The organism is Pseudonocardia lacus (genome assembly GCF_018531445.1).
Classification (GTDB): Bacteria; Actinomycetota; Actinomycetes; order Mycobacteriales; family Pseudonocardiaceae; genus Pseudonocardia; species Pseudonocardia lacus.
Genome location: NZ_JAHDTH010000118.1, coordinates 1 through 25,787, shown reverse-complemented (window position 1 = coordinate 25,787; position 25,787 = coordinate 1). Strand labels below are relative to the sequence as shown.

The following is a 25,787-nucleotide window of genomic DNA, read 5'->3' as shown; positions in this document are numbered from 1 at the left end:
CGCGGGCGGTGGTGTTGCAGCGCGGGCGGTGGTGTTGCAGCGCGGGCGGTGGTGTTGCAGCGCGCCGGCGGGCTGCGACGACTCACCCGGCCCTGCGCGGCGCACCTGGGTCTGCGAGGACGCGCCGGGCCGGGCTTGCGGCGCCGGGAGCCCGCAGGGCGGGGCCGGGTTCGCAGGGTGGGGTGGGGCTCGCAGCGTGGGCTGTGGTGGCGCAGCGCGCCGGCGGGTTGCGAGGACGCAGTCGGTGCTGTGCGGGGCTGCTGGGTCTGCGAGGACGCGCTCGGGGTGGAGCGGCTGGATCTGCGGGGACGGGGACGGGGACGGGGTCGGGGTCGGGGTCGGGGGGAGCGGCGGTTGCGCTTTCGTCTCGGCGTGTTGCGAATCCGGCGGGTCGAGCGAGTGATCCATCACATATCTTCATCGCGCGGCCGTCCGCAGGAGGACCTCATGCGTTCCACCCTGTCCAGGGTGTTCGTCCCGCTGGCCCTCGCGGCCGCGCTCCTCGCCGGGTGCAGTTCGACCGTCACCGGCTCCCCGGCACCGGTGGGCGGCAGCCCGGCGGCGCCCGGTGGGCTGGTCGAGGCGCAGGAGCAGGCCGAGGACATCGTCGAGGGCGGGGCGCCGCAGGAGAGCCTCGACGTGTGCGCGCTGCTGCCCGCGGCCGACGTGGAGGCGCTGGTGGGGTCGGGCGTGCAGGGCGTCGCGAGTGACGCGATCAACGGCAACAGCTGCGCGTGGGAGAACCAGGAGACGTACCACTCGGTGACGGTGGAGATCGGCCAGCCGGGGACGGCGCCGGGCGGGCAGCTGCCGCCGTGGGAGACGTTCCTGGGCGAGGAGCGTTCGCTCGGCGACGGTATGCGCGAGGGCCCCGGTGGGGGGATCGAGTTCGTGGCCGGCGACCGCGACTGCTTCCTGCAGGTGGTGACCGAGGACCTGGGCGGCGGCGACGACGAGGCGAAGGCGGTCGAGTTCGCGCAGGTCATCCGCGGGAAGCTCTGACATCGCGGCCGCCCGGGGCACGATGGGGCCGTGAAGGTTCGCATCGGCATCGGTCTCGGCCAGGCGTCCGACGAGGGCGCGGGGGCGGCGCTGGCCGCCGTCGACCACCACGGGTTCGACTCGCTGTGGGTGTCGGAGGTGCTCACCTCGCCCGCCCCCGACCCGTTGCTGACGCTGGCGTCCCTGGCCGGCGCGTACCCGCGCAAGCGGCTGGGGGCGACGCTGGTGCTGCCGGGGCGCAACCCGGTGCGGCTGGCGAAGTCGCTGGCGACGCTCGACCACCTCATCGGCGGGCGGCTGCTGCTGGCGTTCGTGCCCGGGCTCGCGCAGGGCGTCGAGCGCGAGGCCATAGGCGTGCCGGTGGCCGAGCGCGGGCGGGCGATGGACGAGGCGCTGCCCAAGCTGCGCCGGTGGTGGGCGGGCGAGGAGGTCGACGGCATCCGGGTCGAGCCGCGCCCGGTGCAGGAGCCGCTGGAGCCGTGGCTGGCCGGCATCGCGCCGGCGTCGCTGCGCCGCTGCGGCCGCTACGGCGACGGCTGGCTGGGCGCGTTCTGCACGGTCGAGGAGGCGGTCGAGGCGAAGCGGGTGATCGACGAGGCGGCCGCGGCGGCGGGCCGGGAGGTCGACCCCGAGCACTTCGGGATGAGCATCGGCTACGCCCACGCCGATCCCGACGGCGCGCGCATCGCGGCCATCGCCGCCCGCACGAAGGCGCGCGACGTCGACCCGCGCGACCTGCTGCCCGTCGGTCTCGACGCCGTGCGCCGGCGGGTCGAGGAGTTCGTCGAGCGGGGCATCTCGAAGTTCGTGCTGCGCCCGGTCGACGCCCGCGGCAGCTGGGACGACGAGCTGGGCGCGCTGGCCGCGGCGGTGGGCGACCTGCAGACCTGACGCCGACCCTCGCCTACCGGACGATCGATCAGTAAGTTCCACGGGGGTTGCCGCTCGACACCGTGGGAGGACGTCGCGCATGACCGTCGTCGACGAGAAGGGCTCCGGCGAGTACCGGAGCCGGGTCCGGGAGTGGTTGGGCGCGCACGTGCCGCCGCCGACCGCGGGCCTGCCGCCCGCCGAGGTGCTCCGGATCGCCAAGGAGTACCAGGCGGCGCTGTTCGAGGCGGGGTTCGCCGGCATCACCTGGCCGAAGGAGGTCGGCGGGCAGGGGCTGGGCCCGGCCGAGCAGCAGGTGTTCTCCGAGGAGGCGGCCGACTACGACCTGCCGACCTACCCGCTGACGATCGGCATGGGCATGTGCGGGCCGACCCTGGTCGACCTGGGCACGCCCGAGCAGAAGCAGCGCTACCTGCCCAAGCTCCTGCGCGGCGACGAGGTGTGGTGCCAGCTGTTCTCCGAGCCGGGCGCCGGCTCGGACGTCGCCAGCCTGCAGTCCAGGGCCGAGCGCACCGACGACGGCTGGGTGCTCAACGGCCAGAAGGTCTGGACGACCAACGCGCAGTGGGCCGACTTCGGCGCGGTGCTCGCCCGCACCGACCCCGACCAGGTCAAGCACGCCGGCATCACCATGTTCATCGTCGACATGCACGCGCCCGGCGTCACGGTCCGCCCGCTGCGCGACATGTCGGGCAAGTCGCCGTTCAACGAGGTCTACTTCGACGACGTGCACCTCCCGGCCGACGGTGCCATCAGCCCCGTGATCGGCGAGGTGGGCCGGGGCTGGCAGGCCGCGGTGACGATGCTCGGCCACGAGCGCGTGTCGATCGGGGCGTCGCGCCCGTCGCGCAGCAACTCGCTGGGCTTCGACGCGGTGCTCGCGCTCGCCCGCCGCGAGGGCGCCACCGCCGACCCGGCCAACCGCGAGCGGCTCGCCGAGCTCTACGCCCACGAGCGCGCCCTGCAGCTGCTCAACGCCCGGATGCGCCAGGAGACGCAGGCCGGGCGCCCGCCCGGGGCCCGCGGGTCGGTGGCGAAGTTGGCCGGGGCGCTGCAGCTGCGCCGGGCCATCGCGGTGGTCGGTGAGCTGGCCGGCGCCGACGTGGTGGCCTGGGACCCCGACGACGCGCTGAGCGCCGACGTGGCGCAGGGGATCAACTCGGCGCCGGCCTCCAGCATCGCCGGCGGCACCAACGAGGTGCAGCACAACATCATCGGTGAGCGGATCCTCGGGCTGCCCAAGGAGCCGCAGGTCGACCGGGACATCCCGTTCCGGCAGCTCAAGGTGGGGACGCAGGGGGGCGCGCGATGAAGCTGGTGCTCGACGCCGAGCAGGAGGACCTGCGCTCCGCGGTCCGGCGGCTGCTGGCCGACCGCTCGTCCCCGGCCACCGTGCGCGAGGTGATGGCGTCCGAGCGCGGCGACGACCCGGGGCTGTGGAAGTCGCTGGCCGACCTGGGCCTGCTCGGGCTGGTCGTGCCGGAGGACTTCGGCGGCGCGGGCGCCGGGCACGTCGAGCGGGCGGTGGTGCTGGAGGAGCTGGGCCGCGCGGTCACGCCGACCCCGTTCTTCGCCTCGGCCGTGCTGGCGACCGACGCCCTGCTCGCCCTGGACGACGACGCCGCGCGGGCCGAGCTGCTGCCCGCGCTGGCCGGCGGCGAGAAGGTCGCCACGGTCGCCGTGGCCGAGGGCGGCGGCCCCTGGGACCGCACCGGCGGCGCCACCACGGCGACCGAGCGCGACGGCGGCTGGCGGCTCGACGGCACGAAGACCCCGGTGCTGGCCGGGATGGTCGCCGACGTCGTGCTGGTCCTGGCGGGCACGCCGGACGGTCCCGGCTGGTTCGCCGTGGACGCCGCCGCCGACGGGCTCACCCGCACCGCGCTGACCGGCCTGGACCCCACCCGCCGGTTCGCCCGGCTGGCCTTCGCGGCCACCCCGGCCCGCCGGCTGGTCTCGGCCGACCCGGGCGCGGCGCTGGACCTGGTCGCCGACCTGGCGGCCGTCGCGCTGGCCGCCGAGCAGGTGGGCGTCATGCAGCGCGCGCTGGAGCTGACCGTGGACTACGCCAAGGTGCGGGTGCAGTTCGGCCGGCCGATCGGCTCGTACCAGGCGGTCAAGCACGGCCTGGCCGACGTCTACTCGGCGTGGGAGCACTCGCTGTCGGTGCTGCGCCACGCGGCCTGGACCGCCGACCACGACCGCGCCGGGCTGCCGCTGGCCGCCGCGCTGGCCCGGACCTACATCGGGCCGGCGTGCTTCGAGGCGGGCAACGCGATGGTCCAGTACCACGGCGGCATCGGCTACACCTGGGAGCACGACGCGCACCTGTACTACAAGCGGGCCAAGAGCGCGCAGCTGTTGTTCGGGCCGCCGTCCGCGCACCGCGCCCGACTCGCCGACCGGCTGGGGATCTGACCGACCCCTCCGGGTTCCGGCCTTCCGTCCGGCCGCCCCTCTCGCGCCGTCGCGGGCGGGGTGGCAGTCTCGGTCGTCCGTGCCGGCAGCGCTGCGAGGAGGCCCCGTGGAGTCCGCCATACCCCCGCAGCTGAGCGTGCCGCGCACCCGGCACCCGCGGGTGCCCGACGACTACGAGCCGTGGTTCCCCTCGTTCGTCGCCCGGCACCGCACCTCGGTGAAGCGGCTGGTGATGGCGTACCTGGGCACCCAGGAGGGCCGCGCACCCGCCTGGCTGGACGCGGCGATGAGCGCCCCGGACGGGCCCCGCCACCACGACCTGGCCGTGCCGGCCTGGCCGGAGCCGGGCGGCCCGCGCGACATCGTCGCCGTGGGCTACTGGGACGACCCCGCCGCGTTCGACCGCTGGTTCACCCGCCACCGCGAGCCGTGGCTGTCCGGCGGGGCGGGCGACGGCCGCTGGGTCGAGGTGGTCCGCCCGGCGGTCGAGCGCTACGAGACGATCTTCGGGCGGCGCAGCCGGCCGGAGGGGGTGGCCGTGCTGGCCGCCGGGTTCAGCGGGCCGGTGCGCGAGCACGGCTACTGGGGCGCCATGCGCGACCGGATGCCGGCCTCGCAGAACGACCCGCTGCACGACCCCGGGCCGGTGGACGTCGAGCGGCGCGGCGACCGGGCCCGCGTCCGCCCGCGCGGCAGCGTCTGCCTGATCCGTTCCGGGCAGGACTGGTCCGACAGCGGCGGCGACGAGCGCCGGGCCTACCTGGAGGTGATCGAGCCGGCCCTGCGCGAGGGCATGGACTTCCTGCGCGACCGCGGCCGCGGGCTGGGCTGCCTGGCCAACCGCTACCTGCGCGTCGTCGACCGCGCCGGGCGGCCGGCCGCCCGCAGCTACGGCGCAGGCTGGTGGCGCAGCATGGCCGACCTGGAGCGCTGGGCCGAGTCCCACCCGACCCACCTGGCGATCTTCAGCGCGTTCGGCCGGCTGGCCGCGGCCCGCCGCGACGCCCTGGAGCTGCGGCTCTACCACGAGGTGGCCGTGGCGAAGCCGGACGAGCAGTGGTTCGAGTACGTCGACTGCCACCCGCGCACCGGCCTGCTGGCCGCGGCCCCCGACTGACCCCACCGGCATGCACTTCTACGCACTGGCGGTCATCCCCGGCGACGGCGACGTCGACCGGCTGGTGGCCGAGGCGCTGGCCCCCTACGACGTCCGCCGCGAGGTCGAGCTGCTCGCGGGCGAGGACGGCGAGGCGCACTGGTACAACCCGGACGGGCTGTGGGACTGGTTCCAGATCGGCGGGCGCTGGACCGGCGTGCTGTCGGGCTACCGGCCCGCCGACGACCCGGCCCTCACGCGGAGCTGCCGGTGGTGCGCCGGCACCGGCCGGCGCGACGACGAGGTCGGCCGCGAGCGCCGCGCCGCCGACCCCGCGTTCACCTGCAACGGCTGCGACGGCCGCGGCGAGATGCTGGCCTGGCCCACCGAATGGCCCCGCCACCACGGCGACGTGCTCGACGCGCTCGACGTGCTGGTGCGCATCTCCGACGTGCCGGACGAGGCCGTCCCGTTCGCGATCATGGTGCACGGCAGCGAGCGGGCGGTGCTGATGGAGCGCTTCGACGGCACGCGCATCCGCGTCGAGCGGGACACCGCGGGGATGCGCCGCGAGCTGGCCGACACCCTGTCGGCGCGGATGCGCGAGGGCCACGCCGACCGCGTCGTCGTCGTCGACTACCACGGCTGAGCGGCCCCCAGTTCGGTGCCGGCGATCCAGCCCCAGGTCAGCGCCGATCCGATGGTCGCACCGGGGGAGACCGTGCCCGGGCCGATCGGCGCGGCCATGGCGTTGCCGGCGGCGTGGAGGCCGGGGACGGGCTGGCCGTCCCAGTCGAGCACCCGCGCCGAGGCGTCGGTGCGCGGCCCGCCCTTCGTCCCGACCAGCCCGGCGTGCACGAGCACGGCGTGGAACGGCCCGCGGTCGAGCGGCCCGAGGTTGGGGTGCGGCGCGGTGGGGTCGCCGCCGAGGCGGTCGTAGGGGGTGGCGCCGCGGCCGAACTCGGGATCGACGCCCTCCGCCGCGGTGGCGTTGAAGCGGGCGACGGTCTCCACCAGGCCGGCGGGATCGATGCCGGCGAGCTCGGCCAGCTCGTCGAGGGTGTCGGCGGTGCGCACCCACGGCGGCAGCGGCGCGCCGGGCGCGGCGCCGGCCAGCGGGTAGCGCTCGCGGTACCCGGCGTCGACGACCGCCCAGGCCGGCAGGTTGCGCGGCGTGCCGGTGGCCGGGTCGGTCTCGGCGAGGGCGAGCGCGCAGTTGTGGCTGGACTCGTCGACGAACCGGCGCCCGTCGCGGTTCACCCAGATCACCCGGGGCAGCATGCGTTCGGCGATCACCAGTTGCGGGCGGGGGACGTCGCTGCCGGGCCAGAGGGCGTAGGGATCGGCGAGCACGGGCCACGACCAGCTCTCGGCGAGGTGCGCGGGCGCGGCCCCCGCCGCCATGGCCATGCGCAGCGCGTCGCCGGTGCCGACCGGCGGGGACACCGGGTGGGCGACGGCGGCGCCGAGCAGGTCGGGGCGCAGCCGGGCGTCGTGCTCGAACCCGCCGCAGGCCAGCACCACGCCGCGGGCCGCCCGGACGTCGCCGTCAGCGGTACGCACGCCGCCTACGCCGCCGTCCGGGCGGGTGAGCAGGCCGGTGACGCGGCGACCGCGGTGCAGGGCGACGCCGGCGTCGCGGCAGCCGTGCAGCAGCCCCACGACGAGCCCCGCGCCGAGCGCCACCCGACCGGCGGCGGCCCGCCCGGAGAGCAGGTCGTGCGGGAGCTCGCCGCCGATCATCAGCCCGAGGCGCTCGACCTCGGCGTTGGTGAGCAGCGGCGGGTACGGCGGCGGCCAACCGATCTCCTCCCACGGCCCCAGCTCGCCGGTGGCGACGGGGGCGACGTCGATGTTGCGCCCGCTCCGCCCGTCGGCGAAGGAGTCGGCCGCGCCCATCACCTGCCAGCGGATGGGGGAGTGCGCCTGCACGAACGCCGCCATCCGCGGCGCCGCGAACACGAACGCCCGCAGCAGTTCGGGGTCGCGCCCGCCGGTGTGGGCCAGCAGGTAGGCCAGCACGTCCTCGGGGTCCTCGGCCGGACCGAGGTGGTGGCCGGGCACCCATGCCTGGCCCCCGGACACCCCGGTGGTGCCGCCCCAGCGGTCCTGGGCCTCCAGCAGCAGCACCCGGGCGCCGCCGACGGCCGCCGCCAGTGCGGCGCTCAGCCCGGCCGCGCCCGAGCCGACCACGACCACGTCCGTCTCGGCGGGGATGCTCCGATCGTCGTCCACGCGCTCATCCTGGCGGGCGACCCGGCCGGGGTCGTGCAGGTTTCGGAGCCCGCCTGGTCAGGCCGGCCGGTCGATCCGTTCGCGGCACTCGACGCAGCCGGCGCGGCAGCCCGCGCAGACGCCGCCGGCGGGGATCGGGGAGCCGGCCGCCTCCTCGTGCACGCGCGACAGGCTCCACCCGAACGCGGCGAGCACGAAGAGGACGCTCAGCGGGATGGCCAGTTCCGACCGCTCGGACAGCGCCCACGCCGACAGCACGGCGGTGAGGGCGGTGAGGAGGAAGAGCCCGCGGGAGGTGAACAGGAACGCCACCGTTGCATCTTCGCGGGTGGTCGTTACCTCCCGGTGACCGGGTGGTGGGCCGATCGGGTGTGATCGTCCGTTGGTAGTGGTGCTCGGGCGCGTTGTGCGACCTGCTGATGGCCCGAACGAGTGATCATCGCCCGAGGCGTGACCACCCGGCCACGCAACGTTTCTCTTGTCTGTTGCAACGCTCAGTGCATATGGTGCACGGCGTGAGTGGGTCCGGTCACAGCGACGCGATCACGGACGCCCGCCCGGGCGCCGCCACGGCGCTGCGCCTCGCCCGCCGCACCTTCATGGCCGGCGACCGCATCGACGTGCAGGCACTCGCCGCCGACCTCGGGGTCGACCGGACCACCCTGTTCCGCTGGGTCGGCAACCGCGACCAGCTGCTCGTCGCCGTGCTGACCTCGCTGGCCGACCCCACCCTGCGCGACGCCGCCGCGGCCGCCGGGGGCGTCGGGCCGGAGCGGATCGGCCGGATCGTGCGGCTGTTCTCCCAGGCGCTGATCGACGCGCCGTACTACCGGACGTTCCTGCGCCGCGAGACCGAGCGCGCGCTGCGGCTGATCACCACGAAGGCCAGCCCGCTGCAGCAGCACGTCGTCGCGTCCTTCGAGCGGCTGCTGGAGCAGGAGCGCGACCGCGGGCACCTCGACCCCGCGCTGGAGCTGCACGACCTGGCCTACCTGGTCGTGCGGATCGCCGAGTCGTTCATCTACGCCGACCTCATCACCGGCGACCCGCCGGACGCGGCCACGGCCGGGCTGGCCATCGCCGCGCTGCTGCGCGGGTCCGAACGCGCCTGACCCCCGACCACCCGTCCCGATCACTCGACGAGGAGAACCGATCATGGCCGAGCTGCAGGGCACCTGCGACGACCGCTTCCGCGCAGCGCGCGCGGCGCTGCAGGACAACATCGACTCCGGCGAGGAGCTGGGCGCGTCGCTGGTGCTGGACATCGACGGGGAGGTCGTCGTCGACCTGTGGGGCGGCCACCGCGACGCCGCGCGCACCGTCGCCTGGGACGAGCACACGATCACCAACGTCTGGTCGACGACCAAGACCGTGACCAGCCTGGCCGCGCTGATGCTGGTCGACCGCGGGCAGCTCGACGTGCACGCGCCGGTGGCCCGGTACTGGCCGGAGTTCGCGGCCAACGGCAAGGACGGTGTGCTGGTGCGCCACCTGCTGTCGCACACCTCCGGCGTCTCGGGCCTCGAGCATCCGGCCGCGATGGAGGACCTCTACGACTGGGACAAGTCGACCGCCCGTTTCGCCTCCCAGGCGCCCTGGTGGGAGCCGGGCACCGCGTCCGGCTACCACGCCGCCAACTTCGGCCACCTCATCGGCGAGGTGGTCCGGCGCGTCTCCGGGAAGCCGTTCGGGCAGTTCGTCGCCGAGGAGATCGCCGGCCCGCTGGGCGCGGACTTCCAGATCGGGGCCGTCGAGTCCGACTGGGACCGCATCGCCGAGGTCGTCCCGCCGCCCCCGGCGCCCTTCGACCTGGAGGCCGCGGGCACGGACAGCCCGGTCTACAAGACCTTCACCGGCCCCGCGGTAGCCGCGGAGTACGCCAACACCCCGGCCTGGCGGCACGCGGACATGGGGGGGCTCAACGGCCACGGCAACGCCCGCTCGGTGGCGCGGATGCTGTCCGCGATCAGCCTCGGCGGCTCGGTGGACGGGGTGCGGCTGCTCGGCCAGGACACCATCGACCTGATCTTCGACGAGCAGGCTCACGGCGTCGACCTGGTCCTCGGCGTGCCGCTGCGCTGGGGCATCGGCTACGGCCTGCCCCAGGCCGACACCCTGCCCTGGATCCCCGACGGCCGGATCTGCTTCTGGGGCGGCTGGGGCGGATCCATGATCATCATGGACCTCGACCGGCGGGTGACGATCTCCTACACGATGAACAGCATGGCCGCGGGGATCATCGGCTCGCCGCGGAGCGCGGCGTACACCGCGGCGATCTACGAGGCCCTGGCCTGATCGCCGTCGAGAACGACGTTGTCGTGATCCACAGGGCCCGTTGATCACGGCAACGTCGTTCTCGACGGGTGGGGGGCGCAACTGCGTTGCGATCGCGGGGGCGGCTCGCCATCATGGGGACATGGCCGCCCTGCGCTCGCACCTGGAGCGCTTCTGGCCGTCCCGCCGGGAGAGCGCGTTCGACGAGGCCTGTCGCTGACGCCGCAGCGTCCAACCACCCTCGTCCCACCTCCCATCGGAGCCCTCCGTGACCGTCCTGTCCACGCCCCCTCCCCGACCGTCCAGGTCCGAGCGCCGCGACGCGATCGGCGACCGGCTGCTCGACGCCCTCGAGTCCATCGTCGCCCGGCACCGGTCGCTGGCCTCCTCCGAGCCGACCGACCTGCACGCCGAGCTGATCGCGGCCGAGGTCGCCCACCAGCTCGCGCTCACCCGCTCGGAGCTGCGCCGGATCCCGTTCCTGCGGCCCGGCGAGTAACGGGCGGGACGAGCGCGGCTCTCGTCCGATCCGGTTGGACGAGAGCCGCTTTCGTCCTGACGGCCGGGGCCTTGGGGGGTGTGCGCTGCGAGCCCCGGGCTCCTTCGCGATCAATGCGACTCTCGGTCGGCCCCCTCGGCCGAGGGTGCTGATCGCTCAGCCCGCAGCCGCTCGACATCGGCGACCAGCCGGCCCCGCACGTGCGTGATCAGCCGGTACAGGTCCGGGCAGTAGACGCTCGGGTTGGCGAAACCCGAGTCCGCGCGCCAGCGCTGGGTGTGCGCCCCACCGCCGCAGACCTCGACGATCGCGCAGGCCCGGCAGGTGTCGGAGAGCCCGGCGGCGCCGGCCTGGCGCTCGCGGACCAGCGGGTGCCCCAGCGCGGCGTCGAACGGGTCATCGGCGACGGTGAGGCCGGTGGCGCCGGCGCCGGGGAGGGTGGCGGTGAGGGCGTCGCAGACGTCGATGGCGCCGTCGGTCTGCACGACGATCGACGCGGACGGGAGCAGGCCGGTGCCGGTGACCGTGGCCCGGCCGCCCAGCAGCAGGTTGAGGATGTCGTCGAAGAGCCGGACGGAGGTCTCCCGGACGGGGTGGTCGTACCAGCGGTCGAAGGCGCGGCACAGCCAGTCGCCGTAGGGGGTGTCGGGGGAGCCGGGGACGCGCCCGGGGGGCGGCGCCGACCAGTTGCCCTCCGGCAGCAGGAAGTCGACCTGCGGCGGGTCGTGCGCGATCAGGGCCTCGTAGGTGGTGACCGGGTCGTTGGCGAGGTCGACGGTGCACAGCAGGCCGGCGTAGGCGGGGGCGTTCTCCGGGCGCCGGAGCTCGTCGAGGGCGGCGGAGACGGCGGCGTGCGTGCCGGTCCCGGAGCGGCGCCTGCGGTGGCGGTCGTGGGCGGCGGCGTCGCCGTCGAGGCTGACGCCGATCCGCACGTCCAGGGCGCGGAGCCGGGCGACGCCGGCGGGGTCGAGCCGCACGGCGTTGGTCTGCACGCCGAAGCGCAGGTCGGTGAGGTGCCCGGCGGCGCGGCGGATGGTGCGCACGCAGTGCTCGATCTCGTCGAGGCCGGCCAGCAGGGGCTCGCCGCCGTGCAGGGCGACGCCCACCGCGGGGAGCGTGTGCGCGCGTACGTGCTCGGCGATGCGGTCGGCGGCCTGGTCGACCGTGCGCCGCGACATGACGGCGGGCCGGTCGGCCCAGCTGCGGTCGCCCAGCGTGTAGACGTAGCAGTAGTCGCAGGCGAGGTCGCAGCGGCTGTGCACCTTGAGCAGGAACTGGTGGAACGGGTGCGGCGCCGGTCGCGACTGCTCGTGCACGGCGCTCCGACTCCGGCGGTGACCCGACGGGTTACGGTCCCGTGGAGGTGCGCTCACCGCCTGTGACGTGGACCCTCACTCTAAAGCAGGCGCTCCGGACGGGGAACCGGATACGGACGCGGGGCTCTCACCGTGGGTGCGGTTAAGCTCACGGCGTGAGGCCGAGGACGTCCGCCGCGCCGCCGGCACCCCCAGCCGGTCCGCCGCCCGACGTGCGGGTCGACGCCTCCGACCTGGACGACCTGCTGACCGCGCTGCCGCGCACGGCCCTGGGCGAGGCGCTGCGCCGCGCCCGCCGCGAGCGCGACCTCCCGCCGGCCACCGGCGCGAAGTACCAGCGGGCCATGGAATGACCGGGCCGACCGGTGCGCCGGCGCGGTTCACCACGTTCCTGCCGGTGTCCTCGGCCGTGCCGTCGTCCTCGCTGGTCGCCGACGTCGCCCTGCTGCTGGCCGGGGCCGGGCGCGCCGTGCTGGTCCTCGACTGGTCGCTGGGCGAGGCGGGGGTGCGCTCGTGCCTGCGCCGCGTGCCGGCACGCAGGCTGCCGGTCGGTGAGCTGGCCGCGCCGGTGCGCGAGGCGCTGCGGCGCACGTTCGGCACACCGCGGGGGGTCGACCCGTTCGACGGCGCCGACCGCTTCGACAGCGTCGACCCGCTCGACGCGGTCGACCGGTTCGACGACCTCGGCGACGCGGAGCGCTACGGCGCGTGGTGGCGCCACCGGATGCACGCCGTGCCGGGCGTGCTCGACGTGGCCGCGCTGGCCGACCCGGCCGGCCCGGGCGCCGGGCGGGCCTCGGACGGGCAGCTCGACCGCCAGATCCAGCAGCTGGCCGGCGCGCTGCGGGTGGGCTGCCCGTACGACCACGTCCTGCTGCACGGCCCCCGGCCGGGCGCGGCCAGCGGCGTCGAGCTGGTCGCGGGGGTCGCCGACGCCGTCGTGGTCACGGTGGCCGCGGTGCCCGACGCCCTCGACCTGGCCCAGCGCGCCGCGACCGACCTGCTCACCCGCCGCCCGTACGACCTGGAGATGGTGGTCGCCGCGATCGACCTCGGCGGCAGCGGCACCGTGCGCCGGGGCAGCGGCCGGGAGCTGACCGCGCGCCTGCTGGCCGACCTGACCCGGCCGCGGGTGATCGGGCCCGATGTCGCGGCGGTGACGATGGCCTACGGCGTGGAGTCGGCCTCCGGCGACGCGCTCACCGTCCTGGTCGACGCCGACGGCCCCGCCGGGCGCGACCGGCGCCGCATCGCCGAGCTGGTGGCCGGCGGCGAGGACGTGCCGGCGCTGCCCGAGCGGCTGCGCGCCCACTTCGGCAACGTGCTGGGCGCCGCCGCCGACGCGGGCACCTACTGGCTGGCCTACGCCCCGCCCGACCGCTCGTGGGCCGATCGGATCGCCGGCCTGCTGCGCGACGCCGGCGTGCCCACCCGCCGCTACCCCGGGGCGGGGGAGGCCGGGCCCGGCCCGCGCGACACGGTGGTCGCCGTGGCCTCGCCGCGGCTCGCCGGCGACGACCGGCTGCTCGACGCCCTGGCCGGGCACGGCGACACCGGGCCGGCGGTGGTGGCGGTCGTCGTCGAGTCGGTTCCGGCCGGGCTGCTGCGCGGGCGCCGCCGCGTCGACCTGGCCCGGCTCCCGCCGGAGGACCGCCGCGCCGAGCTGCTGGGCGGGCTCGACCTGTTCGTCGGCCACGCCGTCGACCGCGACGGCGCCGTCCCGTACGCCGGGCGGCCGCTGCGCGTCCCGGGCCGCGACCGGCGCTTCGTCGGGCGCGACGACCTGCTCGAACGCATCCGCGACGCGTTCGCGCCGATCGAGGGCTCGGGCCCGGGCGCGCCGGAGGGCCCGCTGGTGCTGGTCGGGGAGCCGGGCGTGGGCAAGAGCGGGGTGGCCGCCGAGTACGCGCGCCGGTTCGCCCGCGACTACTCCGGCGTGCTCTGGGCGCCCGCGCAGGACGCCCGGTCCGCGCGGGCGGCGCTGGCCGACCTCGCCCGCGAGCAGGGCTGGCCCACGCCCCGCGGCGGCTCCGAGGCCGCGCTCGACCACCTGCGCTCCGGGCACGGCGGGCAGCGCTGGCTGGTCGTCTTCGACAACGTGCTCAGCGGCGCGCTCACCGACATCCCGCTCAACGGGGTGGCCGATGTGCTCGTCACGACGACCAGCGGCTACCGGCCCAGCAGCGGCCGCACGATCGAGGTCGACCGGCTCCCGACCGCAGCGGGCGCGGCGATCCTGCGCGACGAGGCGCTCGGCGTCCCCGGCCTGACCGACGCCGACGCGGCGCGGGTGGTCGAGATGGTCGGCGGCCTGCCGATCCCGCTGATGCTGGCCGCCGCCTGCCTGCGCGACGCGGTGGCCCGCATGCAGCAGTTGCAGGTCGATGCCGTCGTGGCCCGCCGCGACGCGGTCGACAACCTGCACGACGCGCTCGTCGCCGACGCCCCGCCCGAGCCGCTGCCGCCCGAGCTGGGCCGGCCGGGGCTCGGGGTCGCCGCCCGCATCCTGGGTGTCGCCTGCGCCGCCCTGGCCCGCGACGACGTCGGCAGGCTCGCCGTGCGGCTGGCCCAGATGTGCACCCACCTGTCCGCCGACGGCATCGACATGGGCCTGGTCGGGCACCGCGCGTTCGTCAACCGGCTCGCCGGCAGCGCCGGGCCGGCCGGGCGCGTGCTGTTCGAGGACGAGTGGGTGCTCGACCGCGTCCTGGCCGCGGGGGCCCGGTTCGGGCTGTTCACCGTGGAGTGGGCGGCGCCGTCGTCGGTGCGGATGCACCGTGTGCTGCAGGGCGCGATGCGCGAGCTCACCGACCCGGAGGTGATGCTGAGCCGGCAGGCCGACGTGCTGTGGGCGCTGTCCGACCACGCGCCGCTGCGCCCGGAGGCCGAGCCCGCGGTGATGGCCGAGCTGGAGCGCCACCTGGTGGCCAGCGGGGCGCCGGAGGCCGCCGAGCGGTCCGGCCTGGTGCGCTACCTCGGGGCCCCCGACGAGCCCGGCAGCCCCGCCTGGAACGTGCGGCGCTGGGTCGTCGAGCAGATCGGGCACGTCTACGCGACCGGTGAGCCGGTGTCGTGGGAGTCGGCGCTGAACATGGCCACGGCCGTCGAGCGGCGCTGGCTGGAGCGCTTCGGCGCGGACGACCCGCTGCGCTGCCGGCTGGCCGACCGCCGTGGCGGGCTGCTGTTCTCGCTCAACCGCACCGAGGAGGCGCGCCGGGTCGACATGGGCGTGCTCACCGAGGTCCGCCGGGCGCTGGGGCCGGCGCACCCGCGAGCCGTGCACTCGGCCGGCGCGGTCGCCGGCGACGTGCTGCGCCTCGGCCGCTTCGACGAGGCGCTGCCCGAGGCCGAGACGGTGTGGGCGGAGCTGCGCGACACGTTCGGCGAGGACCACCCGCTGACCCTGGCCAAGGGCTACAACCTGGCCCACACCCGGTTCCTCAACGGCCGCCAGAGCGAGGCGCTGGCCCTGCACCGGCGCTGCCACGCCCACCGGGAGCGCGTGCTGGGCCCGACCCACCCCTGGTACCGCGAGTCGCTGCGCAGCCTGGGCTTCTACCTGCGCGAGACCGGCGACTTCGAGCAGGCCCTGCTGGGCCTGGAGCACGCGCTCGACCTGGCCGGCGAGTCCGGGGCGCCGGCCGAGCAGCTGGAACGGATCCGGGTGAAGCGGGCGCTGGCGGTCACCCTGCGCCGGGCGCACCGGCGCTCCCCGCGCGACGTGATCGAGGAAGCGGAGAGGCAGCTGACCGCGCTGCACGCGCTGCTGGGGCCCGACCACCAGGAGATGCTGGGCGCGCTGATGGGCCAGGCCGTCGACCTGGCCTCGGCGGGGCGGGCCAAGGAGGCGACGGCGCTGGCCGCCCGCGCGGTGCGCGGGTTCTCCGCGCTCGCCGTCGGCGACGCCCACCCGTTCGTCGGCGTCGCGCTGGCCAACCAGGCCCTCGTGCAGTTGGCCGCCGGCGAGCTCGACAAGGCGGTGGCCACCGGCCGGCGGGCCGTCGCGGAGCTGGGCGCGGCCGTGGACGACGTGCACCCGTGGCTGCTGGCCGCGCAGTCGGGGCTGGTCAGGGCGTTGGCCCTGCAGGGCCGCACGGCCGAGGCGCGCCAGCTGCTGGGGTCGACGGACGAGCTGTGCCGGCACTACCTTCCCCCGGGCCACCCGGTGGCGGGCGCCGTCGCGGACAACCGGGCGGCCGCCGACCTGGTCGGGGTGGCCGCGGCGGCGTCCGCGGAGAGCTGGCGGGAGCTGGACATCGACCTGCCGCCCACGTGATGCGGGGCGGGTGTGTCGGTGGATCGGGCGGGGAACCGGGGGAGGCGCTGTGACCGTCGAGGGGGGCCCGCGTGAGGTCAGGGTGCGCCGCACCGGTGCCGAGCCGGCGGGGCTGGACGAGGTCGAGGACCGGCTGCGCGCCGCGCTGGCCGGGCCCGACGCCCCGCGCTGGCTGGGCCAGCTGGTCGGTGGGGTACCCGACCTGGAGTGCGACACCCTCGACGCCGGGTCGAGCGGGCGGCGGCGCGAGGCGTTCCACAACGCCGGGCGGCTGCTGAGCATCCTGTTCGCCGAGCAGGACCGGCGCCTGGAGCCGGTCCGCTCCGGCCGGCTGGTGCGGATGGCCGTGCGGACCCGGCGCGGTGGCGCCTTCTGCCTGTCGGTGGTGCCCGGCCAGCACGTCGTCGGGTTCGTGCACGACGCCGGCCCGCAGCGGGTCAACGCGGCCGACCGGGCGATGGTCGAGCTGGTCGACCGGCTGCGCGCGGACCTGGGGCTGCGCAGCCAGAACCCGGGCGGGCTGGCCGCCCGCCGCGAGGGCGAGCACCCGGTCACGCCCAGTGCGGGGCCCAACGGGACGGCCGACGAGAGCGCCCTGACCACGGCCGGGGACCCCGCGGGACCGCTGTTCGAGCGGACCGCGGCCGCCGTCGATGGCGCGGTGCTGCAGTGGCTCGGCCACGTCCGCGACGAGGCGGTGGTCTTCACCGCCGACCGGCTGGCCGACCGCCGGCTGGCCCGGCACTTCCGGCTGATGAGCGTGCCGGCCAGGCGCCGGTTCTACGAGGGCTTCGCCGCCGAGGTCGTGGCCCTGACCGGGCGGCTGGACCGCCTGGCCAGGGCGCCGCTGGGCGGCCCGCTCGACCGCCTCGTCCTCGACATGGAGCAGGGGGCGCTGCTGGTGCAGCGGCTCGGCCCGCGCGAGCACCTGGTCGCCGTCACGGTCGACCAGGAGCGGGTGGCGGCGGCCGAGGAGGCCATCGACGCGCTCGTCGGCGCGCTGCGCGACGGCGGCTGAGCGCTGAGCGCCGCCCTCAGGTGATCGGGGACCGCTCGGCGGCCTCCCGCACCGCCCGCCCCAGGTCGCGGATCTGCCGGTTCGCCGCGTCGATCTCCACCCGGGCCGGGCGGATGCGGCCGGAGCCGCCGCGGCGCGCCGGTCGGGGCAGGTTGTGCAGTTCGAGCAGCGGCAGCACGTCGACCGCCTCCTCGTAGCGCGCGCAGAGCCGGTCGAGCTCGCGGCGCCCCGGCGAGGCCGGGACGAGCGCCCACTCCCGGTCGACCGTGCGGGCCCACTCGCGCACGGCGGACCGGAACTCCTGCACCACGGCCAGCACCATCGAGACCGTGCCCAGCGCCCGCATGGCGAGGTGGTCGACGCGGCCGATGCGGCGCAGCCCGGCCAGGACCTCCTGGCCGCGGTCGTCGGCGAGGAACAGCCCGCGACCGGTGCCCTCCGGGCTGCCGAGCGCGACGATGTCGTCGACGGCCCTGGCGAACACCGTGCGGACCGGCTGGGGGAGCGGGTCGTCGGCGCCGCGGGCGGAGGGCCGTCGGGCCTCGCCCGTCCACCCGGGTGGCGGCTGCTGGCCGCGCAGCGAGTCGACGCCCGCCGCGACCCGGTCGACCAGGTCGAGGGTGCGGGTCTGCTGGCGGTCGATGCGGTCGATCCAGTCGCGCAGCCCGGCGATCGGATCGGCGTCGTCGGCGTCGTCGAAGGCGTGCAGCATCGTCTTGACCGCGGCCGCGAGGTCGTCGTCGAAGGTCTCCGAGGCGAACGACAGCGGCGCGCGCCCGAACGCCTGCTGGATGCGCGCCGCGTGCACGGCGCTGGCCGCCCCGGTGACCACGACCTGGACCTGCGCGCGCACGCTGTGCCGGTCGAGCGTCTCCGACGTCGCGACCAGGCGCTGCACGTCGGCCGGGTCGACCACGGCGTCGGCGATCAGGATGCCGACGCCGGCCTGCTCCGGGCCGGCCACCGGGATCCAGAAGTCGAGCCGGCCCCCGTCGTCGATGGAGGCGACGTGGTCGACCCGGAAGTCCCACAGGTGGTTCTCCAGGACCCGCCGGATGGTCGCGACCACCCGGGAGCGGTCGGCCACGGCGAACCAGCTGCGGGCGTCGTCGAGGACGCGGTCCTCGGTGACCTCGCGGCCGGTCTGGGCGGCCTCGCGGCGCAACCGGTCGGTGAAGTCGCCGAGCATGCGCGGGTTGCCGTCGGTGAGGTCGACGATCCGCTCGACGGCGTCGGCGGAGAACGGGGAGAGCGTGCCCGAGCCCGAGCGGGCCCGCAGGAACCGGGCGGCCGCCGCGCCGTCGAAGCCGGTCAGCTCGATGCGGGTGCCGGTGCGCCGGTACGGGCCGATCTCCAGCTCGTCGAGCGCCTCGGCGCTGCCGGTCAGGTACACCAGCGTGCCGGCGACGCGCAGCTGCTCCAGGGCGCGGCGCAGCGCCCGGACCTGCCGGTCGTGGCCCGGGTCGAAGTCGAGCTGGTCGACGTCGTCGAGCAGCAGCACCAGCCGGGCGCCCTGGCGGCCGTAGAGCCGGGCGAAGACGCCCAGCGCGTCGAGGCCGCCGGGGGCGGGCGCGGTGATGCCGCGCTCGCGCAGCACCCCGGCCGGCGGTTCGCCGCGCAGCCAGGCCCAGGCCGCGGTGTCGAGCCCGTCGCGCAGCAGCAGCACGAGCGCGGCCGCGTAGTCGCTGTCGCCGACGACCTCGACGAGGATCGTCGACAACCGCTCCAGCAGCACGGCGGGGGACAGGCCCAGCTCGGTGAGGTGGGCGTCGCGCTCGGTGGCGGTCTGGTCGGGGGTGCGCAGGAACTCGTTGGTGCGGGCGGCGACCTGCTCGTCGGTGATCGCGCCGGAGACCAGGTCGGCGTGGTAGCCGCGCACGCAGGCCACCACCTCGGAGCGGGGCAGCGCCCCGACGAACGCCGCGTGCAGCTGGTCGGCGTCCATCCCGGCGACGTTCAGGTGCACCGCGCGCGCCGGGATGCCCGACTCGCCCGGGCCGAACTCGTTCGTCTGCGCGGCCAGCAGCCGCGCCAGGTGCGTCTTGCCGGCCCCCGGCGGCCCGGACAGCCCGATCACCGACCCCGGGACCAGCGCGCCCGCGGCCACCGGGCGGGCCCGGAGGTGGTCGTCGAGGAGCTGGCGGGCGGTGCGCACGGCGGGCGTGTCGATGGTCGGCGGCCCCGCCGGAGCCGCCGGGTCGGACCGGCCGTCGTCCTGGTCGTCCACCAGCTGGTCGTCCACTAGGGCGCCTCGGGTTCACGTCGCGCGAGCAGGTCGGTTACCTCCGGGAACTCTATGAAGGGTAGTCCGTCGAACTCGGAGCGACCACTGATCCGGCGCCCGTACAACCGGCGGAACAGCGCCACCACCCACCCGATGGTGTGCTGGTCGTCGCGGTTGAGGCCCTCGATCCGGCGCAGGGTCTCCTCGGTGACCCGGGGCAGCCCGCTGCCCGGCGGGATCGCGCTCAGCCTGCGCTCGACGACCGTCCAGGCCTCCCCGGGTTCGAGGTGGCGCAGCGGCAGGCTGAGCAGTGGCAGGCTGTCGGGCCGCGGCGGGCGGCGCACCAGCGGCATCGAGCCGGGGGTGGTGGTCCGCTCGGCGAAGAAGAGCATCCCGGGCCCCATCCAGCCGTCGTAGGTCTCCAGGTTGGCGGCGTCGATGTCGGCCGGGCCGGTGGGCAGCAGGACGACCGCGATCCGGTCCTCGACGAGGTTGCGGCGCATGAACCGGTAGACCAGGCCGGGGTCGCACTCCTCGACCGAGGGCCGCTCCAGCATGTCCGCGCCCCGGGTCCGCTGCTCGTCGGTCAGCCAGGACGCCTCCTCCAGCGCGTGCCGGCACACCGTCCAGCGCATCTCGTGCCCGGAGCGCAGGGCGCCGTCCGGCTTGGTGTGCGACACGCTGCGCAGGTCGAGCGTGCTGAGCACCGTCCCCCGCGGGGTGCGCTCGCGGACCAGCTGCACGCACCGGTTGACCAGCGTCGTCTTCCCGCTGCGCTCCGGTCCCTCGACGACCACCAGCCGGCCGCGGCGGGCGATCCCGGGCACGTGCAGCTGCTGGGCGAAGTCGGCCAGCCGGGCGCCGTGCCCGCCCACGTCGTCGACGAACCAGCCGGCGTGCAGGTCCGGGTCGAGCGGGCCGTCGGCGTAGGGGTCGTCGCCGGGCGGGACGAACGGGTTGGCGACCGTCACGCGCCGCTCCCGGGACGCCGCCACGGCCGCTCCAGCGCGTCGGCGAGCGCGGTCGCCTCGGTGCGGACCCGGTCGGCCGCGTCGGCGACCTCCCGCCCGTGCGCGGTGACCTCGTCGCGGCGGTCGGGCCACGGCCCGGCGATCGCGGCCGAGACGGCGTCCAGCGCCAGCAGGGTGGGGTCGGCGGCGCCGGGCCTGCGCAGCGACCCGGCGTGCCACGCCGCCGCGTCCAGCGCGCCGACCTGGTCGAGCAGGGCGGCCACCGTCGGGCCGTCGGTGGTGCCCTTCGTGCGGACCAGGACGAAGGCCTCGACCGAGCGCACGAACCGCCCGGCCGCGGCGCGCAGCGCATCGCCCGCCTGCCTGCGCCGCGCCGAGCGCGTGGTCAGCCAGCTGGTCCCGAGCGCGAGCAGCGCGCCGACCAGCACGTTCACCGAGGCGATCAGGCCGGTCGTCCACTCCGACGCCGGGCCTTCGGGCTTGATCGCCGCGCACGCCCGCTCGAACTGCTCGGGGTTGTCGGCGCGCCACGTCGCGGCCGGCACCTCGGCGCCCTCGACGAGGAACGTGCCCGGCGCCGCGCCGGCGCGGGCGATCCCGAGCGCCTCGGCGGCGTCGGCGAGCTTCTGGCGCTGCGGTCGGGACAGGCAGAACGCCACGTCCTCGTCGGTGCCCGGGTCGGGCGAGCCGGCGCAACCGGACAGCACCAGTACGGCGACGGCCACCACCGCCGACCCCCGCGCGCCCACTCCCACGTGCTCGTTCACCCCGACACCGTCGCCGGCCGCGCCGGTAGGAGGTCACGGCCGCCGACAGTCTGACCGACGGTGACCGCGGGGGCACCGCCGGCCCCCTACGATCACCCGGTGCGGGTGACCATCCTCGACGACTACACCGACGCGCTGCGCGGGCTGGACTGCTTCGGCCTGCTCGACGGGCACGACGTCACGGTCCTCACCGAGCACGTCCGCGACGTCGACGCGCTGGCCGAGCGGCTGGCCGGCGCCGAGGCGCTCGTCCTCATCCGGGAGCGCACCGCGATCACCGCCGCGCTGCTCGACCGGCTGCCCGGGCTGCGGCTGATCAGCCAGAGCGGCGCCTACCCGCACGTCGACGTCGAGGCGTGCACGCGCCACGGCGTGCTGCTCAGCTCGCGGACCGGCGCGGTCGGACCGTCCCACGCCACCGCCGAGCTCACCTGGGGCCTGGTCCTGGCCGCCGCCCGGCAGATCCCCGCCCAGCAGGCGTCGCTGCGGGCCGGGTCGTGGCAGGCGGGCGTGGGCCGCACGCTGCGCGGGCGGACGCTCGGCGTCTACGGCTACGGCAGGATCGGCCGCGTGGTGGCCGGCTACGGCGACGCGTTCGGGATGGACGTGCTGGTCTGGGGCAGCGAGGCCGCCCGCGCCCGCGCCGCCGGGGACGGGCGGCGCGTGCCGGAGAGCCGCGCGGCCTTCTTCGCCGGCTCCGACGTGCTCAGCGTGCACCTGCGCCTGGTCGAGGCCACCCGGGGCGCCGTCACCGCCGCCGACCTGGCCGCGATGCGCCCGGACGCGCTGTTCGTCAACACCAGCCGGGCCGGGCTGGTCGAGCCGGGGGCGCTGGTCGCGGCGCTGGACGCCGGCCGGCCCGGTGGCGCGGCGGTCGACGTGTTCGACGACGAGCCCACCGCGACCGACCCCCTCCTGGCCCGCCCGGACGTGATCGCCACGCCGCACATCGGGTATGTGACGCGCGAGGACCTCGAAGGCCAGTTCCGCGATGTGTTCGCGCAGGTCGTGGCGTACGCGGCGGGGGAGCCGACGAACGTGGTCAACCCCGACGCGCTGCGCTGACGCCCGGCTCGTCGGGCTCGTCGCCCCACCCCCGCGCGGTCAGCGCCTCGCCCAACCGGTCGGCGTGGCGCAGGGTCCGCACCAGGAACGGCGCGGCGAACGCGACGACCGAGCGCTCCGCGCCCCGCGCCCTGGCCGCGGCCCGCACCTCCGCGGCGATCCCGGCCAGCGTGCCGACGGCCGCCACGGTCAGCCCGACCAGCAGCCCGACCCGCTCGGGGCGCACCCCGAAGCGGCGCAGCGGGCGCAGCCCGCGCTCGACCGCGGTGACCACGGCGTCGACGCGGGTGGTGAGCGTGAACAGGGTGGCCACGCCGATCGCGACGGCCAGCCGCAGGGTGGCGGTCGTGGCGGGGAGCGGGCCCAGCAGCAGCGCCTGCACCGCGAAGATCAGCGCGAGCAGCGGGAGGGCGGTGCGCAGCAGCCGCCACACCCGCCGCGGCGGCACCCACGCCACCGCGTAGCCGACCGCGACGACGGCGCACAGGACCGCCAGCGCCGCCGGCTCGCCGAGCACGACCGCCAGCGTGACCACCACCATCACCCCGACGAGCTTCGGCCCCGCGGCCGCCCGGTGCAGCGGCCCGGTGCCGGGCTCGTAGAGACCGAGCGGGTTCATCCGGCGAGGGCCCGGTAGTGCCGCAGCGCCGGGGCCGGCTCGTCGTCGGCGACGACCCGGCCGCCGTCGACCACGACGACCCGCTCGAAGCCGTCGAGCAGGTCGAGGTCGTGGGTCACCAGCACGACCTGCTGGCGCAGGCCGGCGAGCAGGTCGACGAAGCGGCGCTTGTTGCGCAGGTCGAGCAGCGTCGTCGGTTCGTCGCACACGAGCACGTCGGGGTCGAGCGCGAGCATCCCGCACAGCGCGAGCAGCTGCTTCTGGCCGCCGGAGAGCTGGTGGGCGGGGTGGTCGGCGTACCCGGCCAGGCCGTGCTCGGCCAGCACCTCGCCGGCCCGCCGGGCCCGCTCCGCGCGGCTCAGCCCGGCCCGGCGCAGGGAGAACGCCACGTCCTCCCCCGCGGTCGGCATGACGATCTGGCTGTCGGGGTCGGTGAACACGAACCCGACCCGGCGGCGCACCTGCGCCCCGCGGCGGGCCGTGTCCACGCCGTCGACCAGCACCCGGCCCGACGTCGGCAGCACCAGCCCGTTGATCGTGCGGGCCAGGGTCGACTTGCCCGAGCCGTTGGCCCCGACGAACGCCACCCGCTTCTGCGGCAGCCGCAGGGTCACGTCCGCCAGGACGACGCGGTCGCCGTAGCGGTGGCCCACCCCGTCGAACTCGATCACGCGACGACCTCCCAGGCCGTGGCCACCCCGACGCCCCCGCCCGCGGACAGGGCGGCCAGCCCGGTGCGCTCACCGCTGCCCCCGCGCACGATGCGCGCGAACAGCCGCACCACCAGCACGGCCCCCGACGCGCCCCAGGGGTGGCCCAACGCGATGGCCCCGCCGTCCGGGCCGGCCGCGTGCTCGTCGAGGCCGGCGGCGTCCAGGCAGGCCAGCGCCTGCCCGGCGAACGCCTCGTTGAACTCGACGACGTCCGGCGGACCGGCCGTCTTCAGCACCCGCTGCATGGCGGGCACGGCGCCCAGCCCGAGCAGGTTCGGGTCGACCGCGCCCGTCGCCGAGGCCACCAGCCGCAGCCCGGGCAGCCCGCGCTCGCGGCGCACCCGCTCGCTGACCACCAGCACCGCGGCGGCCCCGTCGTTGACCCCGCACGAGTTCGCCGCGGTCGCCGTGCCGCCGGGGGTGAACGCCGGCCGGAACCGGGCCAGCCGCTCCAGCGTGAACGCGCGCGGCCGCTCGTCCACCCGGACCCCGCCGACCGTCACCACCTCCCCGGCGAACCGCCCCGCCCGCTGCGCCCGCAGCGCCCGGTCGTGACTGCGCAGCGCGAAGCGGTCCTGCCGCTCCCGGGAGATCCCGGCCCGCGCCGCGACCGCGTCGGCGGCCACCCCCATCTCCGGGTCGCCCATCTCGGCCGGGGCGAACGGCGCGCGGGTGTAGGCCAGCGGCGGGTCGGTGCGCCACGCCCGGTGCGGCGCCGTCGACGCGCTCTCCACCCCGCCGGCCAGGAACACCTCGCCCTCCCCGGCCCGCACGGCCGTCGCCGCCATCACGATCGCGGCCAGCCCGGAGGCGCACTGCCGGTCCACGGTGACGCCGGGGACGCCCTCGCCGAGCCCCGCGCGCAACGCCGCGACCCGAGCCGGGTTGCCGCCGGGGCCGAACACGTTGCCGAGCAGAACGTCGTCCACATCGGACGCGTCCGCGTCGTCGACGACGGCCCGCAGGACGGGGGCGGCGAGCTCGTCGACGGCGAACGCCCGCAACGCCCCGCCCGCGCTGCCGATGGGGGTGCGGCGCGCGGCGACGACGACGGGGGTGCGGTCGTCGGGGGTCACGGGCGTGAGCCTAGGTGGGAGGGGGCGGAGCGGGACTGTGATGCCGGTCGGGGCCTGCTTCTCCAGGGGCCTCCGGCGGCGCCTGCCCGTCCGGGCGTCTGGCCCACGTCGCAGAGTTTCCGTACCCGTCGCAGGGTCCTGGGGTTCTGCGACGGGTAGGCGGAGTCTGCGACGTGGGTTGTGGATCACGGGCGGGACAGGCGCCGCCGGAGGCCCTCAAGAACGCCGCAAGCACCGTGACGGTCAGCGCAGCGGGTCGGCGCGCAGCGTGCCGGCGGCCAACTGCTCGCCCACCAGCGCCCTGGCCGGCTTCCCGGACGCCGTGCGCGGCAGGTGCGGAACGACCAGCCAGCGGCGGGGGCGCTTGGCGGGTTCGAGACCGGTGCGGGCGGCGTCGCGCAGGGCGCGCAGGGTCGGGCCGACTTCGACGACGGCGGTCACCACCGATCCCAGCCGGGCGTGCGGCGTGCCGGTGACCAGCACGTCGCGGGCGCCGGGGGCGTCGCGCAGCACCGCCTCGACCTCCTCGGCCGACACCAGTCGGCCGCCGCAGGCGATCGTCGCCGCCTCGCGGCCGTGCACGCGCACCCCGCCGGTGGGGGTCAGGTCGGCGCGGTCGCCGACCGTCGTCCACGCGGCGGCGGGGTCGACCGTGCCGCCGCGCAGGTGGCCGTCGAACGCCAGCGGCGACCGCACCCAGAGCACGCCGTCGCGGACCCGCAGCTCGACGCCGTCGACCGGGCGCAGCTCGGCGTCGCCACGGCGGCGCACGGCGATCAGGGAGTGCTCGGCCGAGCCGTAGTACTCGACGAGTTCGCTGTCGGGCAGGAGCCGGGCGAACCGGTCGCGCAGGGTGTCGGGCAGGTGGGCGCCGCCGCAGACGACGACCCGCGGCGCCCCGGGTCCGGGGGTGCGCTCGACGTCGTCGAGGAGGTCGGCGAGCAGGGCCGGCACCAGGTGGACGGTGCCGGCGCGGCGGGCGTCGGCGAGCCGCAGGCGCGGGCGTAGCACGGGTTCGGCGCCGCACCACAGCGCGTGCAGCGCCCCGAACAGGAACAGCGACGAGCTGGGCGGGCCGGGGACCAGGACCGGTCCGGGCAGCGGGCCGATCGCGGCGAAGCTGCGCAGCCAGGACGCGCGCGAGCGGATCAGCACCTTCGGGCGCGCGCTGCTGCCCGAGGTGGTCGGCAGGTAGAACGCGGTGCCGGCGTCGCCGACGGGGTCGACGGTCCCGTCGGCGACCGGGGGGCTGCCGGTGACGATCAGGTCGGGAGCCGCGTCGGCGAGGACGGCGGCGCGTTCGCGGGCCGTCCACCGCGGCTCGACG

At 76.6% G+C, this 25,787-nt stretch carries 23 protein-coding genes; 13 read left to right on the top strand and 10 right to left on the bottom strand.

Translation table 11 applies throughout. From position 1 onward, the window contains the following. Positions 1–447 precede the first annotated feature (447 nt). From KIK08_RS23440 to KIK08_RS23415, 6 genes are all read left to right on the top strand, one after another. Positions 448–1,002: a DUF3558 family protein gene (locus tag KIK08_RS23440; protein ID WP_214405394.1), complete on the top strand. Its 555-nt coding sequence runs from the start codon at positions 448–450 to the stop codon at positions 1,000–1,002. A 30-nt stretch (positions 1,003–1,032) separates the two neighbouring features. Next, positions 1,033–1,893 (top strand): LLM class flavin-dependent oxidoreductase, encoded by an 861-nt coding sequence (locus KIK08_RS23435; protein WP_214405393.1) that lies wholly within the window; start codon positions 1,033–1,035, stop codon positions 1,891–1,893. A 79-nt stretch (positions 1,894–1,972) separates the two neighbouring features. Beyond that, on the top strand, positions 1,973–3,205 hold the full coding sequence (locus tag KIK08_RS23430) for an acyl-CoA dehydrogenase family protein (protein ID WP_214405392.1): 1,233 nt from the start codon (positions 1,973–1,975) through the stop codon (positions 3,203–3,205). Further along, entirely contained in the window at positions 3,202–4,311 is a 1,110-nt protein-coding gene (locus KIK08_RS23425) for an acyl-CoA dehydrogenase family protein (protein WP_214405391.1), read from the top strand. The genes KIK08_RS23430 and KIK08_RS23425 overlap by 4 nt, the downstream gene beginning before the upstream one ends. A gap of 106 nt (positions 4,312–4,417) precedes the next feature. Continuing rightward, positions 4,418–5,428 carry a phenylacetaldoxime dehydratase family protein gene (locus tag KIK08_RS23420; RefSeq protein WP_214405390.1) on the top strand — a complete coding sequence of 337 codons (1,011 nt, stop codon included), beginning with the start codon at positions 4,418–4,420 and terminating at the stop codon, positions 5,426–5,428. 10 nt (positions 5,429–5,438) lie between these two features. Next, the gene (locus tag KIK08_RS23415; RefSeq protein ID WP_214405389.1) at positions 5,439–6,056 is read left to right on the top strand and encodes a hypothetical protein; all 618 of its coding nucleotides are present in this window, start codon (positions 5,439–5,441) and stop codon (positions 6,054–6,056) included. Here the strand turns inward: KIK08_RS23415 and KIK08_RS23410 are convergent. Then, positions 6,044–7,642, bottom strand: coding sequence for an FAD-dependent oxidoreductase (locus tag KIK08_RS23410; RefSeq protein ID WP_214405388.1), 1,599 nt, complete (start codon positions 7,640–7,642; stop codon positions 6,044–6,046). The genes KIK08_RS23415 and KIK08_RS23410 overlap by 13 nt on opposite strands. Positions 7,643–7,699: 57 nt before the next feature. Beyond that, a complete protein-coding gene (locus KIK08_RS23405) occupies positions 7,700–7,954 on the bottom strand; it encodes a hypothetical protein (RefSeq protein WP_214405387.1) in 255 nt (84 codons plus the stop codon). 203 nt (positions 7,955–8,157) lie between these two features. On the opposite strand from KIK08_RS23405, the gene KIK08_RS23400 reads away from it, so the two are divergent. The 3 genes from KIK08_RS23400 (at position 8,158) to KIK08_RS23390 (ending at position 10,415) form a co-directional block, all read left to right on the top strand. Beyond that, positions 8,158–8,754 (top strand): QsdR family transcriptional regulator, encoded by a 597-nt coding sequence (locus KIK08_RS23400; protein WP_308257824.1) that lies wholly within the window; start codon positions 8,158–8,160, stop codon positions 8,752–8,754. Positions 8,755–8,797: 43 nt separating this feature from the next. Then, positions 8,798–9,937, top strand: a complete 1,140-nt coding sequence (locus KIK08_RS23395) for a serine hydrolase domain-containing protein (RefSeq protein ID WP_214405385.1) — start codon at positions 8,798–8,800, stop codon at positions 9,935–9,937. A 247-nt stretch (positions 9,938–10,184) separates the two neighbouring features. Next, a complete protein-coding gene (locus KIK08_RS23390; RefSeq protein ID WP_214405384.1) occupies positions 10,185–10,415 on the top strand; it encodes a hypothetical protein in 231 nt (76 codons plus the stop codon). A gap of 110 nt (positions 10,416–10,525) precedes the next feature. On the opposite strand, the gene KIK08_RS23385 is transcribed toward KIK08_RS23390, so the two are convergent. After that, positions 10,526–11,731: an FxsB family cyclophane-forming radical SAM/SPASM peptide maturase gene (locus tag KIK08_RS23385; protein ID WP_214405383.1), complete on the bottom strand. Its 1,206-nt coding sequence runs from the start codon at positions 11,729–11,731 to the stop codon at positions 10,526–10,528. 155 nt (positions 11,732–11,886) lie between these two features. Between KIK08_RS23385 and KIK08_RS23380 the strand changes: the two genes are divergently transcribed. Genes KIK08_RS23380 through KIK08_RS23370 form a run of 3 tightly spaced genes read left to right on the top strand, consistent with a single transcriptional unit; the run spans position 11,887 to position 17,025 of the window. After that, positions 11,887–12,084 carry a hypothetical protein gene (locus KIK08_RS23380; protein ID WP_214405382.1) on the top strand — a complete coding sequence of 66 codons (198 nt, stop codon included), beginning with the start codon at positions 11,887–11,889 and terminating at the stop codon, positions 12,082–12,084. Next, entirely contained in the window at positions 12,081–16,007 is a 3,927-nt protein-coding gene (fxsT, locus tag KIK08_RS23375; protein WP_214405381.1) for an FxSxx-COOH system tetratricopeptide repeat protein, read from the top strand. The genes KIK08_RS23380 and fxsT overlap by 4 nt, the downstream gene beginning before the upstream one ends. Before the next feature lie 49 nt (positions 16,008–16,056). Then, positions 16,057–17,025, top strand: coding sequence for a hypothetical protein (locus KIK08_RS23370; protein WP_214405380.1), 969 nt, complete (start codon positions 16,057–16,059; stop codon positions 17,023–17,025). A 16-nt stretch (positions 17,026–17,041) separates the two neighbouring features. On the opposite strand, the gene KIK08_RS23365 is transcribed toward KIK08_RS23370, so the two are convergent. From KIK08_RS23365 to KIK08_RS23355, 3 genes are read right to left on the bottom strand one after another with little or no spacing between them, the layout of a single operon-like run. After that, entirely contained in the window at positions 17,042–19,267 is a 2,226-nt protein-coding gene (locus tag KIK08_RS23365) for a hypothetical protein (RefSeq protein WP_214405379.1), read from the bottom strand. Further along, entirely contained in the window at positions 19,267–20,220 is a 954-nt protein-coding gene (locus KIK08_RS23360) for a hypothetical protein (protein WP_214405378.1), read from the bottom strand. Before KIK08_RS23360 ends, KIK08_RS23365 begins: the two co-directional genes overlap by 1 nt. Beyond that, positions 20,217–20,987: a hypothetical protein gene (locus KIK08_RS23355; RefSeq protein WP_214405377.1), complete on the bottom strand. Its 771-nt coding sequence runs from the start codon at positions 20,985–20,987 to the stop codon at positions 20,217–20,219. Before KIK08_RS23355 ends, KIK08_RS23360 begins: the two co-directional genes overlap by 4 nt. A 99-nt stretch (positions 20,988–21,086) precedes the next feature. On the opposite strand from KIK08_RS23355, the gene KIK08_RS23350 reads away from it, so the two are divergent. Beyond that, positions 21,087–22,052, top strand: a complete 966-nt coding sequence (locus KIK08_RS23350; protein ID WP_214405376.1) for a D-2-hydroxyacid dehydrogenase family protein — start codon at positions 21,087–21,089, stop codon at positions 22,050–22,052. On the opposite strand, the gene KIK08_RS23345 is transcribed toward KIK08_RS23350, so the two are convergent. The 4 genes from KIK08_RS23345 to KIK08_RS23330 all read right to left on the bottom strand — a co-directional run. Then, positions 22,030–22,671, bottom strand: coding sequence for an energy-coupling factor transporter transmembrane component T family protein (locus KIK08_RS23345; RefSeq protein ID WP_214405375.1), 642 nt, complete (start codon positions 22,669–22,671; stop codon positions 22,030–22,032). The genes KIK08_RS23350 and KIK08_RS23345 overlap by 23 nt on opposite strands. Continuing rightward, a complete protein-coding gene (locus KIK08_RS23340; protein WP_214405374.1) occupies positions 22,668–23,342 on the bottom strand; it encodes an energy-coupling factor ABC transporter ATP-binding protein in 675 nt (224 codons plus the stop codon). The genes KIK08_RS23345 and KIK08_RS23340 overlap by 4 nt, the downstream gene beginning before the upstream one ends. Further along, positions 23,339–24,460 (bottom strand): thiolase family protein, encoded by a 1,122-nt coding sequence (locus KIK08_RS23335; protein WP_214405373.1) that lies wholly within the window; start codon positions 24,458–24,460, stop codon positions 23,339–23,341. Before KIK08_RS23335 ends, KIK08_RS23340 begins: the two co-directional genes overlap by 4 nt. A 243-nt stretch (positions 24,461–24,703) precedes the next feature. Then, positions 24,704–25,787, bottom strand: a 1,084-nt coding sequence (locus tag KIK08_RS23330) for a class I adenylate-forming enzyme family protein (RefSeq protein ID WP_214405372.1), incomplete at its 5' end; no start/stop codon positions are given.